The organism is Gemelliphila sp. 1F1 (assembly GCF_056897515.1).
Window position 1 is genome coordinate 23,885 of the sequence record NZ_JBXHBE010000006.1, and the last position, 14,323, is coordinate 38,207.

The window sequence follows — 14,323 nt, forward strand, 5'->3', positions numbered from 1 at the left end:
TACCTCCTTTATTTAATAACAATAACTCTTGATTAGTTCCTATTGTAAGTCTTCTTCGATTTCTTCATCGTCTATTTCTTCAACATCATCATAATCTTCACTATCACTCATTAATCTTGATAATAAATCTTCTAATCCTGACTCTTCTACACTATCTACATTTTCTGTATCTACTTGAGAATCATCTGCTACAACTTCTTCATTAATTTTCTCATCCACTGTATTTTCTGAGTTTTTAGATTGAACGTGATGCTCAACTGTATCTAAAATTTCAATTTGTGATAAGTCTACTTCATTATCTTCACTATCCATAACTCTAAAGTCCATACCTAAAGATTGTAATTCTTTCATCAATACTCTAAATGACTCAGGAACTCCAGGTCGTGGAATATTTTCGCCTTTAACTATTGCTTCATATGTTTTTATACGTCCGTTAGTATCATCAGATTTGTAAGTTAAAATTTCTTGCAATGTATAAGCAGCACCATATGCTTCTAATGCCCAAACTTCCATCTCACCAAATCTTTGTCCACCAAACTGTGCTTTACCTCCAAGAGGTTGTTGAGTTACTAATGAATAAGGTCCAATTGAACGAGCATGTAATTTATCATCGACCATGTGAGCAAGTTTGATCATATACATTACTCCTACTGAAACACGACTATCAAAAGGCTCTCCAGTTCTTCCATCATATAAAACTGTCTTGGCATCTTTTGCCATTCCAGCCTCTGCTATAGTATTCCAAACATCTTCATCAGTAGCACCATCAAATACTGGAGTCGCTATGTGAATTCCTAATTTTTTAGCAGCCATACCTAAATGAAGTTCTAATACTTGTCCTATATTCATACGTGACGGTACCCCTAAAGGATTTAGCATAACATCTACTGGTGTTCCATCTGGTAGATATGGCATATCTTCTTCTGGAAGGATGTTAGAAATAACACCTTTATTACCGTGACGACCAGCCATTTTATCTCCAACACGTATTTTACGTTTTTGAACTATAAACACTCGGACTAATTCATTAACACCATTTGCAAGTTCTGCTCCATTTTCACGTTTGAAAACTTTAACATCTGCAACTACACCGTCTGCTCCATGAGGAACTCTTAATGATGTATCGCGAACTTCTTTAGATTTTGCACCAAATATAGCATATAGTAATTTTTCTTCAGGTGTTTGTTCGGTAACTCCTTTCGGCGTTACTTTTCCTACTAATATATCACCGTCTTTTACTTCTGCTCCTATTCTTATAATTCCTCTTGAATCTAGATTTTTAAGAGCATTTTCTCCTACATTAGGTATTTCTCTAGTTATTTCTTCTGGCCCTAATTTTGTATCACGAGTCTCTATCTCATATTCTTCTAAGTGAATAGATGTATAAACATCATCTTTCACTAAACGTTCACTCATAATTACGGCATCTTCATAGTTATATCCATCCCAGTTAACAAAAGCAACTACTAAGTTTTTACCTAATGCTAACTCTCCCTTGTCCATAGAAGGTCCATCAGCCAAAATATCTTTAGCATCAACTCTTTCCCCTACTTGAACTATAGGTCTTTGATTATACGAAGTACTGTGATTAGATCTAGAAAACTTATGTACTATATATGTATCCAAGTCTCCTTTGACTTCTTCTCCATCTAAAATTTCAATTCTACGTACTTTTATTTTTGTAGCATCAACATATTCTACTATACCAGGATATTTAGCTACTACTGCTGCTCCAGAATCTCTGGCTGCCACGTGTTCCATACCAGTACCTACAAACGGAGCTTCTGTAATCATTAACGGAACAGCTTGACGTTGCATGTTTGCACCCATAAGCGCACGGTTCGAGTCATCATTTTCTAAGAACGGTATACAGGCTGTTGCAGCAGAAACTACTTGTTTTGGCGATACATCCATATAATTCATCATTTCTTTTGGCTTAGTAGTATTGTCCCCTCTATATCTACATACTACTTCATCCTCTAAGAAATAACCATTATCATCAACTTTTGAGTTTGATTGCGCTACTACATATTTATCTTCTCTATCTGCAGTTAGATACTCAACTCTATCAGTTACATAAGGACGTCCATCCTTATCAACCTCTACTTTTCTATAAGGTGTCATAATAAATCCAAATTCATTGATTTTCGCATACGAAGATAATGAGTTTATTAATCCGATATTAGGTCCCTCTGGCGTTTCAATTGGACACATACGCCCATAATGAGAGTAGTGAACGTCACGAACTTCCATTCCAGCACGTTCTCTAGTTAATCCTCCAGGTCCTAATGCTGATAATCTTCTCTTGTTTGTTAACTCACTTAATGGATTAGTTTGATCCATAAATTGCGATAATTGAGAACTTCCAAAAAATTCTTTAATTATAGCTGTGACAGGTCGTACATTTATCAGTTGTTGTGGAGTCAACTCTTCAGAATCTTGAATACTCATTCTCTCACGAACAACTCTTTCCATACGTGAAATACCAACTCTTATTTGATTTTGCAATAGTTCTCCTATACAACGTAATCTCCTATTACCTAAGTGATCAATATCGTCAGGATTTCCTATTAATTCATATTCAAATCCATCACTATTTCTTCTATTTCTAATAAGTAATAAATAGTAATTAATACTTGCTACAATATCAGCGATTGATAATGTCAATAAATCTTCGTTTGGTGACGCATTACCTATAATATGTAAAACTTGATCTGCAGTAAGCTCATCCAAGTCATACGTATTTCCTACTTTTACAAAATTAACTACTTTAAATAACTGCAATCTAAGAACATCACTACCATCTAAAGATTCATTCATATCAAACTCTTTTATATTTGCAGTTGTATTAAGTTGCTCTTGTATTTCATCTAATATTTTTCTAGTTAATTTTGTACCTTTTTCTACTAAAACTTCTCCTGTTTCTGTATCAACTATAGGTTCTACCAATACTTGATTTTCTAATCTTTCTGAAACGTTCAATTTGTTATTAAGTTTATAACGTCCTACCTTTGCCAAATCATATCTACGTGCATCAAAAAATCTTCCACACAATGTAGCTTTGGCAGTTTCAACATTTGTAGGTTCTCCCGGTCTTAATTTATCATAAATAACTTTTAACGCAGTTGCCGTATCTCTATTTTCATCTTTTTCTAGAGTATTTAATAACTCCGCATCTTCCCCAAATAAATCTACAATTTCCTCATCTGTATTAAATCCTAAAGCTCTAATCAACGTAGTTAAAGGTATTTTTCTAGTTCTGTCAATTCTTGCATAAACTAATCCTTTAATATCCTTTTCAAACTCCAACCACGCTCCTCTATTAGGAATAACAGTAGTTTTATATGCATTAGAAATATTTTTTACTTTTAATTTATCATCTTCTGTAAAGTAAACAGAAGGAGAACGAACAAGTTGAGAAACTATAACACGCTCTGCCCCATTGATAATAAAAGTACCCGTATCTGTCATAAGAGGCAGCTCACCCATAAATACTTCTTGTTCTTTTATTTCACCAGTCTCTTTATTAAGTAATCTAACTTTTACTCTTAAAGGTGCTGCATAAGTAGCATCACGTTCCTTCGATTCATCAACATCATATTTTGGTGTACCTAACTTATAATCAATAAATTCTAAACTTAATTTATCATTATTTCCTTCAATAGGTGAGACGTCCTTAAACACCTCTTTTACACCTGTTTTCAAAAACTTATCATAAGATTCTGTTTGAATTTCTATTAAGTCTGGCAGATCGATAACTTCAGAAATTTTTGCATAGTTACGTCTTTCTCTATGTTTACCAAATTTTACTTTTTGCAACTGTGTCACCCCTCAAATTTTATAAAAATAATCTCAACAAAATATAGAGAAATTACTACATTTCTTCTAGTTTTGTTAATGACTTTTCGTAATCAGATTATAAAAATAATTAAATTACTTGCAATATATCATTTTATCATTTTTTTTTGATTAAGTCAATTTTTTATTGATTTTAATATATAATATCCTTTATTTTTTGCTACAACTTCTACATTAGAAAAAAGTTCATTCATTAATTTTTTGCAACTGGCCATTCCTTGTTTTTTTTGAATAACTACCCACAACTCACCACTGACTGTCAAATTGTTATAACTTTGTCTCATCATTTTATGAACCACTTCTTTTCCGGCTCTAATCGGTGGATTAGTAAGTATTATATCAAAACTTTTTTCTACATTATCTAATGAATCATTTTCTAAAAATTCAACAGAAGATACTATATTATTCAAAACAACATTTTTTCGTGATAAAGATAAACTTCTGCCATTAATATCAATCATTGTATAATTATAATCTTTATATATACTAGCTAAATAAACTGTAACTACACCATAGCCACAACCCAAATCACAAACATCAGCTTTTTCTTTATCGCTAGAAAAATTTTCAAGCATAGTTCTCGTTCCAAAGTCAATGTTCCCTTTGGAAAATACTCCATTATCTGTATAAAAATAATATTTTTTGTTATTAATATATCCACTAATCTGACGTTCATCACTATTTGAATTTGGCTTATTAGTATAATAATGTTCCATAATATCACCTACAATTAAAAAAGTATATCTCCGTAGCTTAGCTAACTTGAGATATACTTATTTGTTATTATCATCTTATCAATATTCTCAAATAGAATATTTATGTTAATTTTACATCTATCTAATTAGTTAAAATTCAATTATTTAACTTCTACTGAAGCTCCAACTTCTTCTAATTTAGCTTTGATTTCTTCAGCTTCTTCTTTAGAAACTCCTTCTTTAAGAGTTGATGGTGCACCGTCAACTTTTTCTTTAGCTTCTTTTAATCCGTCTCCAGTGATTTCACGAACTGCTTTAATTACTTTGATTTTTTGATCTCCTGCTGATGCTAATACTACATCGAACTCAGTTTTTTCTTCTGCAGCTCCTGCTCCAGCTCCTCCAACTACAGCTACAGGTGCAGCAGCAGTTACTCCGAATTCTTCTTCAATAGCTTTTACTAAGTCGTTTAATTCTAAAACAGACATATTTTTAATTGCTTCTAAAATTTGTTCTTTAGTCATTATAAATTCCTCCGATTTTTTCTTAATTAAATTAATTTTATTTTTTATTAAGCTTCTTGTTCAGCTTTTTGGTCTGCAACAGCTTTAACTGCTAAAGCAGTATTTCTCATAGGTGCTGTTAATACAGATAGTAACATAGAAAGTAACCCTTCTTTGCTTGGTAATGTTGCAATAGCTTTAACTTCATCTAATGAAGCAACTTTACCTTCAATAACCCCTGCTTTAATTTCTAAATTTTCGTGTTCTTTAGCAAAATCATTAAGAACTCTAGCTGGAGCTACTACGTCTTCAGTTGAAAAAGCAACGGCATTAGGTCCAGTTAATACTTCATCTAAACCTTCAATTCCTGCTTGTTCCATTGCACGACGTACTAGTGAGTTTTTGTAAACTTTGAATGTTAATCCTTCTTTACGCATATTATCACGTAATTCTGTTACTTCAGCAACATTTAATCCACGATAATCTGCAATAACGATTGATGAACTTGCTTTAATTTCTTCAGCAATTTGGTTTACAAGTTCTTGTTTTCTCTCAATAGCTTTTGACATTGAATTTCCTCCTAATTAGATTTATCAATCTCAACTGTACCAAAAAATAACCCTTTTATATGTGAGAACATATAAAAGGGCATACTATAATACTCTTTAATATTGTCCTCGGTAGGATATATTAAGGATTTCTCCTCCTACTGTCTTAGGTACATCTTAACTGACTTAAACATTATATACTATTCAATTGACAATTGTCAAGAGTTATTTTTATTTTTCAAATATTTTTTCCAAATTAATAGTTTTATGTAATATCTCTGTTATTACGACACCTATTGCCATTACTATAACTTGAGATAATAACAAACTACCATAAATTGATAAAAATATATTCCAGTCAAAATCTATTTTTGCTCCATTGTCTCCAGAAAATATCGTAATTTCATAGGCTATTATAGGCATACATACTACTAAATATATAATAATGTTAATTATATGTTTCAAAATTCTATTTTTTATAAATTTAAAAATAAATACACTTATAAGTAATGCTAATCCTGTTCCTAAAGTACCAAAAAACACATCAACTAAGCCTAATGGACTAAATAAATTAGCTAGTGCTACTCCTAAAGTCAATGGTAACCAAAACAATTTATTAAACACTACAAGCTGTGTCAATGATTCACTAAATCTAAATTGAATAGGTCCGTAAGAAAAACTCAAATTAGATACAGTTAATACTACATATATAGCCGTTACCAACGCTTGAATAGTCAAAATTTTAATTTTGTTATTTCTCATTTTATCTCCTTTATTTGCTCAAGAGAAAAAACAAAAGAAGCTCTTATTAAACAATAAAATTTAATAGAGCATCCTTATCTATAGTTTTTTTTATAGATGGATCTCTCAAACATCTTATTTATTATAATATACGATAATAACATTATATTATTATTTAGTCAACTACATATTAACTCAATAATACAAAAAATAATAACCTTATCCCTAAATAGAATAAGATTATTACTTAATTATGCATGTAAATCTATAACCTCATCACACAATTCTTCTATATCCGTTCTTATATGCGATGTTAATATTACAAGTTTATCATCGCTAATATATTTTTTTATATAATCTCTTGTTTTTTGTGCAGACTTCTCATCTAAACCACTAAAACACTCATCTAATATAAGTGTTGTAGGATTTGTCATAAATGCTTGAATTAACAACATTTTTTGTTTTGTTCCTAATGAGAGATGCTTATATTTTTTATCTTTATGTTCCCACAAATTATAGAAATCTATCCAATAATCTAAGTTCACTTCATCTTTCTTATCAGATAAGTTTTTTATTATATTCAAATTTTCGAATAATGTGTAATCTTCCATAAAACTAGGATTTTCTATAATTATCCCTGCATCTTCTATAAAATTAAGAGGATCTCTTATTTTTTTACCATTTTGGAAAACATCACCCTTATCAAAAGCTATATAACCACAAATAGCTTTCATTATTAATGTCTTTCCGCTACCATTCTTACCTACTATACCGTATATTCTACCTTCCGAAAAACTCATATTAATATTATCTAAAATAGTTTTTCCACGATATTTTTTTGTTCCATTTTTTATTTCTATCATATTTTCTACTCCCTATAAATCATTTTTTGCTAGTAATTGTGTAACACATAGTATTATTAACAAAATATACAAAATTAATAAATGTGAATACGATATATACTTTACAAAAAAAATGTACAATGTAATCATTCCATATATACTCGAAAACACTACTACTCTCTTTATATTAAAAATTACACTAAAAATAATTGCTCCAAAAATCATTAAAGGCAATTTTAATAATTCTAAAAAACCTAACAGATAATTTTTATAATTGTAATCTCTACTAAAAATTACATAAGTAAATGTAATTAGCATTAAAAATGCAATAGCATTTTTAAAAAATATTTTCCCGAAAAATAATAGAGAATTTTTGTAAAAACTTAAAATATTTGTACTATTGAACTTTATTATTTTTTTAAAACTTTCAACATTTACAGAAAATACACTACTGAAAACATAGAAAAATATTAAATATAACCCAAAAAGTACCAAAACTTTATCAATTATCAATTGTTTATCTTCTACCGTATATATTACTTGCAAATAATCCATTATAAAATTATCAAAACTTTTGAATTCTTCAACAAAATATTTAGTTAATAATTCTTTTAATATTATTATAATTCCAATTATATAAGTTAATAAATATACCTGTAATCTCTTCATAATATTAAAATTCTTTCTTATGAGTAAATCTAAAGAGTAGATAAATTAAAATCATATAAATATAGGAAATAAATATTTGAATATTATTAACTGGACCAATAGCTAAAAAGCTATAAGAACTTACAAAAGTTAAATATTTAGATATATAAATATATATAAAGTCATTTGATATACTCATTATTAAAAAATATATAAATGCTATTACTATATAGTTGTATTTGTAGTCCACAAATGTCGTTAAAAATAAAACTGTTGCTACTATATAAATTATTCCTATTAAATACATTAAAAATATGTGACCAAATACAGAAGCATTGAACATTTTTAATATAGTATCTTCTATGTAGTGATAATCAAAATTAGCCAAAGGTCTAACTCGTAAGTCTCTAATATACCAACTAACAAATGTATAAATAGTTAAAGGAATTATATAAAATAAACAAGGTAAGATAGCTACTTTAAATTTTAACTTCAGTAAATATTTATTTATATTTTTCGTTTTCCCAATAAGAAATTTTAAATTTTTATTTTTAATTTTATTGTAATAGTATAATGAAATTAAAAACATTAATGGAAATAAAGTTAACGTACTTCCAATAAGTGTATTATATAATATTACAGGATCATAATAAGATCCAAAAAAATTATTTCTAGATTCCACACCATCACCAGTTAAATCTGGATCATTAACATCAAATTCAAAAAATGTTATTAATTCTTTTAAGTCATGAAGAAGAAAGTAGAGTATAACAAATACAAATATTAAAAATAATATATTTTTCTTTTTTATTAACATAGTAATTATCCTTTCAAATATTAAAGGACAATTAGAGGAAGTTTATTTTATTTAACTTTTTTCTAATTTATCTTATTTTAATAATGATCTGGCGACCAAGTTCCATATATGTCATCATATCCGTAGTTACCATTATAAAGAGCTAATTTATAATAGTATCCAGATTTACAATTTATTGTATAATAATTATCTCTAGTTCCTCCTCTAGTTAAATTCCACTCACTTCTTTTTTGGTTGTTACTATTTACAAGAATACTTTTTACGACAGAGTTTCCAGATGTACCTGCTAAGTTAACCACATACCAACCATTCCATACAGTTTTTTCAAGTAAACCTGTATATGTAGCTCTGCTATTATTAACCCATATACCATTTAAAGAACCAATATGCCTTGCATTAGCTACATCCACACTTGTTCCAAATAACCCTAATAAAAATAATGAAATTAATACTTTTTTGAAATTTTTCATATTATAATTACTCCTTTTTTATTTACTCCCTCTTAATAATTGTCCCATGCCTTAATTATATATAATTATTTTAATTAAGTATAGTCATATATCCAACAGTTTTTGATTTTTTTTACAAAAAATAAATAATAGTTTGAACGAAATAATCATTCAAACTATTATTTTATAATTTTATAAACTTTCTGTTTTGTAAGCATCTTTGCTATAAATTTTTAATACGTCAGAGCATATTTTATCAAAAATAAATGCTGATACAAATGGTATAACAAAGAATGCTAATACTACATAAGGTACTTGAGTTGATAACTCTGCTGCTTTAACAGGCCCTATCAAACCTATTATCCCAAATCCTGCACTACTCTTATCCCCTAAAACATTAAATGTCCATCCAGCTATTCCTGTAGTTGCAGCTGTCAAGAATATTGGAATTAATAATTGTGGAGTTCTTGCACAGTTAGGCATCATTAATTTAATTGCACCTAACAATATAGCCCAACTCACACCTTTTGGATTTTTAACTTTTATAGAACCTAACATAAGTACAGCCGCTGCAGACACCACTCCTAAAGCCGCTGCTCCAGCTCCTAAGTTGTTAGCGTTAGAGAACAACACTATTCCCATTGCTACTGTAGACACCGGCGTTACTATAAATAAAGAAAATGACATTGCAATTAACATACACATTAATAAAGGTTGTAGTGTAGTAAATGTCAATACACCATCAGCTAATAAAGTAGTTAGCTTTTTCATATATGGTAAAGTTAAAAGTCCAATAAATGCTGGCACTGCTCCACCTATAATAGGTAAAAATATAATAGTAAGCGAGCCAAATTTTCCACTAACTGCTCTAATAATAACTACAGCAACTAAAGAAACTAATAAGACATTAAATAAATCACCCATAGGGGTAGCTGTATATAATTTTGTTTCTGCATTATAGACTATTGAGCCACTACCTGCCAAAATTGCACTTCCTAATACGGCAGTTTCTAACGCAGAAAATTTAAGCGTCATACCGATAGCAACTCCAACTAATACAGGTACAGCAAATTGTAATAAATAAACTGCTTGACCTAACATTGCAAAAACATCAGCTAAGAAATATTTGCCTAAATATTTGAAAACTGCTGATAAAACTGCATTAGCTATTAAGCCGGCTACAATTCCTAACGCCATTCCATTTAAAACTGTGTTAAATAATTTTTTAAAACCTAGTTTTTCCTGCATATTATTCTCCTTTACATTAAAATTATTATAGTAAATATAATAACATATTTTCTGAAAAAAGCAAGATTAATTCTAAAAATTCAAAACAACATAACTATAATGCGAATTATTCCAATTCAAAAATTAGCTTTTTTTACTATAAAGTAAATAATAATAGTGTCTCAAATAATATTTATATTTGAAACACTATTGAATTAAAATATCTTTTATATTATCGGACTTTTATTCGGCGTTCCTGATTTTCTAGGATATTTTTTAGGGGTATTTTTAAGTTTTTTTATTTTTAGGATATGACGTTCTTCTCCTTCAATATAGAATAACTCATCATTTTCTAATTCTCCACCCAAAACATTGATAGCTTTCTTGGCTTCTAACTTTTCCTCATTAGATTTTTGTGCTTTTAAACTCAAAAAATAACCGTCTATCTTAACTAGTGGTAGGCATAACTCAGTCAAGACATTAAGTCTAGCTACTGCTCGGGCTGTTACTACATCAAAACTCTCTCTAAATTCTTTATTTTGTCCAAAATCTTCCGCTCTACTATGGATAAAGTTACAATTCTCTAAATTTAATTCTTCTGCCAGTAGATTCAAAAATTTTATACGTTTATTAAGAGAATCAACTATCGTTACTTTTAAATGAGGATAAATTATTTTTAATGGTATAGAGGGAAATCCCGCACCACTGCCTACATCACAAATACTTTCAATGTTTGAAAAATCAAAATAAAATGATGTAGCAACCGAGTCATAAAAGTGTTTTGTATAAAATTCATCTTCATCAGTTATCGCCGTTAAATTTATTCTCTCATTCCAATAAGAAACTAGTTGAAAATATTTTTTAAATTGATTTTTTTGATTGTCTGTCAAGTTTATTCCATTGTTCTTTAATTGTTCATAAAATTGATCTTTATTCATATTTTTACCTTGTTTTTCTTTGTTCTAAATATACTATCAAAATTGAAATATCTGCAGGATTTACTCCCGATATTCTAGATGCTTGCCCAATAGTTAATGGTGAAACTTTTTTTAATTTTTCTCTGGCTTCTAATGCTAAACTAGGAACTTCATCGTAATCTAAATCCTTAGGAATTTTCTTTTCTTCCATTTTTTTCAATTTTTCAACTTGTTGAAGTGATTTTCTAATATATCCTTCGTATTTAACCTCTATCTCTACTTGCTCTATAATATCTTTTGCTAAAGTAATTTCTTGATTAGCCAAATTTATTATATCGTAATAAGTTAATTCTGGTCTTCGTAATAAATCTATTGCCAAAATACCGTCCCTTAACTCAGCAGTATTTAGTTCTTTCATTTTTTCTACTACTTCTTTTGTTGGAGTTATACGGAAAGTTTTTAATCTAGTTATCTCTTCTTCTATAAGTTTACGTTTTTTACAAAATCTATTGTATCTATCTTCAGAAATTAAGTTATATTTATAAGCAATTTCTGAAAGTCTCATATCTGCATTATCATGTCTAAGTAAGAGTCTGTGTTCTGCTCTTGATGTTAATAATCTATAAGGTTCATTAGTACCTTTCGTTACTAAATCATCAATTAGAACACCTACATAAGCCTCATCTCTTCCTAATATTAAAGGCTCTTCTCCTAAAATTTTACAAGCCGCATTTATCCCGGCTATTATTCCTTGCCCTGCAGCTTCTTCATACCCACTAGTTCCATTTAGTTGCCCCGCAGTGTACAGTCCAGATATTAATTTAGTTTCTAATGTAGGCCACAAAGTTGTAGGATTAATTGCATCATACTCTATGGCATAACCATTTCTCATAATTGTTGCATTTTCTAATCCTGCTATGGAATGTACCATATCACGTTGAACATCATCTGGAAGAGAAGTGGATAATCCTTGAACATATATTTCTTTCGTATTTCTTCCTTCTGGCTCTAAAAATAGCTGATGGCGTTCTTTATCACTAAATCTAACATACTTGTCTTCAATACTAGGACAGTATCTAGGACCTGTTCCTTTAATTACTCCTGAATACATAGCTGATCTTCCTAAATTTTTATCAATTATATCGTGTGTTTGGCTATTCGTATATGTTAACCAACAAGGAACTTGATCTTTTACATACTCTGTAGTTTCGTAACTAAATGAATATTCTTTATCATCTCCCGGTTGAATTTCTGTTTTTGAAAAATCTACTGTGTCTGCATTAACTCTAGGAGGCGTACCCGTTTTAAATCTAACTAAATCAAACCCTAACTCTTCTAATTGTTTTGCTAAATCTATTGATGGCATTTGGTGATTAGGTCCTGAAGAATATTTTATATCACCTATTACTATTTCTCCCCTTAAATATGTTCCGGTAGTTATTACAACTGCTTTCGCTTTATATCTTGTTCCTAGCATAGTAGATATTCCAACCACTTTATTTTCTTCTATTAGTAACTCTTTTACCATAGCTTGTTCTAAATCTAAATTAGGTATGTCTTCTAGCAATTTTTTCATAGCTAGTTGATACTGTACTTTGTCTGATTGAACACGTAGAGCTCTAACTGCTGGTCCTTTGGCCGTATTAAGCATTCGCGACTGAATATTAGTCTTATCTGCAATAACTCCCATTGCACCACCTAAAGCATCAATTTCTCGAACTACTATACCTTTTGCAGGTCCTCCAACACTAGGATTACAAGGCATAAAACCTATAGTATCCAAATTAATGGTAACTAATAATGTTTTTACACCTTTTCTGCTTGCAGCAAAAGCCGCTTCTATCCCTGCATGTCCTCCTCCAATTACAATAATATCATATTCTTTTAAGAATTCAGTCATAATTCCTCCAAATATATTTTAAAATATTGTTAATTATTTATTAACTATATTAATCGTTAAACGATAATTATAAATTTCAAAATTATGCTTTCACCAAAATTTTGATTTTCTAACTATAATATATTAACATAATATATTTTTTTTATCTAATATTTCAAACAAAAAATGAATAAAAGTCTTTTCATAAAAACTTTTACTCATTTTTATACATTATAAAGCACTAAAAAAATCTTCTATAAATTTATCAATATTTTCAAAATCTTCATCACTATCAGCTTCTATCTCTATTTTTAGATTTTGAGTAGGATTTACTGCTCCTGTTTTCTTAATTTGTTCATCAAATTGATCAACGCATACACAATACTCTTCATAAAGCGTATCTCCTGTTCCAATAACACCATAAGTTTTTCCTGCTAATGAAAGTTCTGGAATAGATTCGAAAAACTCTTCCATTTCATCAGGTAAATCTCCTTCACCATAAGTGTATGTTGCAACAATAAAAGCATCAGCTTCTTCTAGAAAACTAAAATCATCTAAATCTTCAACAAAATTCATATTAATATCAAGATTTTTTTCACTTTTAAATTTATCAACGATCAACTCGCAAAGAGCTTCTGTATTCCCAGTTAAACTGGCATAAACTAATTGTATGTTCACAAATTTTCCCCCTTTTATTTTTTATCTAGTTGTCTATATATTCTTTCAAACTCTTCTTGCCAATTATTCCAATCTAATCTAATTGTTGAATTTTCTTGCAAGATGTTACGTGCTATATCTTCTACCGTTACACCTAATAAAGCTTGTTTCAAGGCTTTATTAATTTCTGCTGTTGCAGTTAAATATTCTTCGTATCTTCTATCTATTTCTTTAGCACCTTTAAATATTTTCGATACATAATCTGTTTTTAAAACAAACAAATCTATAGGTCCGTTCACCGCTTCGTATATTTCATATAAAGAAACTTTTTTGTTTTCCCTATATCTATATCCTCCACCTACACCTGTGCTAGCTTTAACTAGACCACTTACTACTAATTTTCTCATAATTTTCTTCAAATAAGTAGGTGAAATTTCTAAACGATCACTTATTTCTTTAGAATTTAAATATATTCTTCTTTCCTGAAAATATAACATTACCATTATACATATTGCTTGTTCTGTACTTTTTGTTAAATGCAT

14 protein-coding genes and 1 other annotated feature are annotated in these 14,323 nt (G+C 29.2%); all 14 genes read right to left on the bottom strand.

The features are described 5' to 3' along the window. Positions 1 to 39 precede the first annotated feature (39 nt). Positions 40 to 3,819, bottom strand: coding sequence for a DNA-directed RNA polymerase subunit beta (gene rpoB / locus AC1XWJ_RS06270; RefSeq protein WP_483335035.1), 3,780 nt, complete (start codon positions 3,817 to 3,819; stop codon positions 40 to 42). A 155-nt stretch (positions 3,820 to 3,974) separates the two neighbouring features. Further along, positions 3,975 to 4,574 (bottom strand): class I SAM-dependent methyltransferase, encoded by a 600-nt coding sequence (locus AC1XWJ_RS06275; protein ID WP_483335036.1) that lies wholly within the window; start codon positions 4,572 to 4,574, stop codon positions 3,975 to 3,977. A gap of 140 nt (positions 4,575 to 4,714) precedes the next feature. Beyond that, positions 4,715 to 5,077, bottom strand: coding sequence for a 50S ribosomal protein L7/L12 (gene rplL, locus AC1XWJ_RS06280; RefSeq protein WP_483335037.1), 363 nt, complete (start codon positions 5,075 to 5,077; stop codon positions 4,715 to 4,717). A 47-nt stretch (positions 5,078 to 5,124) separates the two neighbouring features. Then, the gene (rplJ, locus tag AC1XWJ_RS06285; protein ID WP_483335038.1) at positions 5,125 to 5,625 is read right to left on the bottom strand and encodes a 50S ribosomal protein L10; all 501 of its coding nucleotides are present in this window, start codon (positions 5,623 to 5,625) and stop codon (positions 5,125 to 5,127) included. A 35-nt stretch (positions 5,626 to 5,660) separates the two neighbouring features. Further along, positions 5,661 to 5,793: a sequence feature (ribosomal protein L10 leader region), on the bottom strand. 42 nt (positions 5,794 to 5,835) lie between these two features. Further along, positions 5,836 to 6,366: a QueT transporter family protein gene (locus AC1XWJ_RS06290; protein WP_483335039.1), complete on the bottom strand. Its 531-nt coding sequence runs from the start codon at positions 6,364 to 6,366 to the stop codon at positions 5,836 to 5,838. Positions 6,367 to 6,596: 230 nt separating this feature from the next. Next, on the bottom strand, positions 6,597 to 7,208 hold the full coding sequence (locus AC1XWJ_RS06295) for an ABC transporter ATP-binding protein (RefSeq protein ID WP_483335040.1): 612 nt from the start codon (positions 7,206 to 7,208) through the stop codon (positions 6,597 to 6,599). A gap of 12 nt (positions 7,209 to 7,220) precedes the next feature. Continuing rightward, on the bottom strand, positions 7,221 to 7,856 hold the full coding sequence (locus AC1XWJ_RS06300) for a hypothetical protein (RefSeq protein ID WP_483335041.1): 636 nt from the start codon (positions 7,854 to 7,856) through the stop codon (positions 7,221 to 7,223). Positions 7,857 to 7,860: 4 nt separating this feature from the next. Then, positions 7,861 to 8,652, bottom strand: a complete 792-nt coding sequence (locus tag AC1XWJ_RS06305; RefSeq protein ID WP_483335042.1) for a hypothetical protein — start codon at positions 8,650 to 8,652, stop codon at positions 7,861 to 7,863. A 77-nt stretch (positions 8,653 to 8,729) separates the two neighbouring features. Then, entirely contained in the window at positions 8,730 to 9,122 is a 393-nt protein-coding gene (locus AC1XWJ_RS06310) for a hypothetical protein (protein WP_483335043.1), read from the bottom strand. 171 nt (positions 9,123 to 9,293) lie between these two features. Beyond that, entirely contained in the window at positions 9,294 to 10,349 is a 1,056-nt protein-coding gene (locus AC1XWJ_RS06315) for a PTS sugar transporter subunit IIC (protein ID WP_483335044.1), read from the bottom strand. Between the two features lie 206 nt (positions 10,350 to 10,555). Continuing rightward, complete coding sequence (rsmG, locus tag AC1XWJ_RS06320) at positions 10,556 to 11,266, bottom strand: 16S rRNA (guanine(527)-N(7))-methyltransferase RsmG (RefSeq protein WP_483335045.1); 711 nt, start codon at positions 11,264 to 11,266, stop codon at positions 10,556 to 10,558. Positions 11,267 to 11,270: 4 nt separating this feature from the next. Next, entirely contained in the window at positions 11,271 to 13,145 is a 1,875-nt protein-coding gene (mnmG, locus tag AC1XWJ_RS06325) for a tRNA uridine-5-carboxymethylaminomethyl(34) synthesis enzyme MnmG (protein WP_483335046.1), read from the bottom strand. A 210-nt stretch (positions 13,146 to 13,355) separates the two neighbouring features. Continuing rightward, on the bottom strand, positions 13,356 to 13,802 hold the full coding sequence (locus AC1XWJ_RS06330; protein WP_483335047.1) for a flavodoxin domain-containing protein: 447 nt from the start codon (positions 13,800 to 13,802) through the stop codon (positions 13,356 to 13,358). A 14-nt stretch (positions 13,803 to 13,816) separates the two neighbouring features. Next, the gene (locus AC1XWJ_RS06335) at positions 13,817 to 14,323 is read right to left on the bottom strand and encodes an RrF2 family transcriptional regulator (RefSeq protein WP_483335048.1); all 507 of its coding nucleotides are present in this window, start codon (positions 14,321 to 14,323) and stop codon (positions 13,817 to 13,819) included.

Bases quoted from the DNA above. Each gene is read 5' to 3' on its own strand.
- AC1XWJ_RS06275 (WP_483335036.1), bottom strand. From the start codon at position 4,574: ATGGAACATTATTATACTAATAAGCCAAATTCAAATAGTGATGAACGT.
- rplL (WP_483335037.1), bottom strand. From the start codon at position 5,077: ATGACTAAAGAACAAATTTTAGAAGCAATTAAAAATATGTCTGTTTTA.
- rplJ (WP_483335038.1), bottom strand. From the start codon at position 5,625: ATGTCAAAAGCTATTGAGAGAAAACAAGAACTTGTAAACCAAATTGCT.
- AC1XWJ_RS06290 (WP_483335039.1), bottom strand. From the start codon at position 6,366: ATGAGAAATAACAAAATTAAAATTTTGACTATTCAAGCGTTGGTAACG.
- AC1XWJ_RS06295 (WP_483335040.1), bottom strand. From the start codon at position 7,208: ATGATAGAAATAAAAAATGGAACAAAAAAATATCGTGGAAAAACTATT.
- AC1XWJ_RS06300 (WP_483335041.1), bottom strand. From the start codon at position 7,856: ATGAAGAGATTACAGGTATATTTATTAACTTATATAATTGGAATTATA.
- AC1XWJ_RS06305 (WP_483335042.1), bottom strand. From the start codon at position 8,652: ATGTTAATAAAAAAGAAAAATATATTATTTTTAATATTTGTATTTGTT.
- AC1XWJ_RS06310 (WP_483335043.1), bottom strand. From the start codon at position 9,122: ATGAAAAATTTCAAAAAAGTATTAATTTCATTATTTTTATTAGGGTTA.
- AC1XWJ_RS06315 (WP_483335044.1), bottom strand. From the start codon at position 10,349: ATGCAGGAAAAACTAGGTTTTAAAAAATTATTTAACACAGTTTTAAAT.
- rsmG (WP_483335045.1), bottom strand. From the start codon at position 11,266: ATGAATAAAGATCAATTTTATGAACAATTAAAGAACAATGGAATAAAC.
- mnmG (WP_483335046.1), bottom strand. From the start codon at position 13,145: ATGACTGAATTCTTAAAAGAATATGATATTATTGTAATTGGAGGAGGA.
- AC1XWJ_RS06335 (WP_483335048.1), bottom strand. From the start codon at position 14,323: ATGCATTTAACAAAAAGTACAGAACAAGCAATATGTATAATGGTAATG.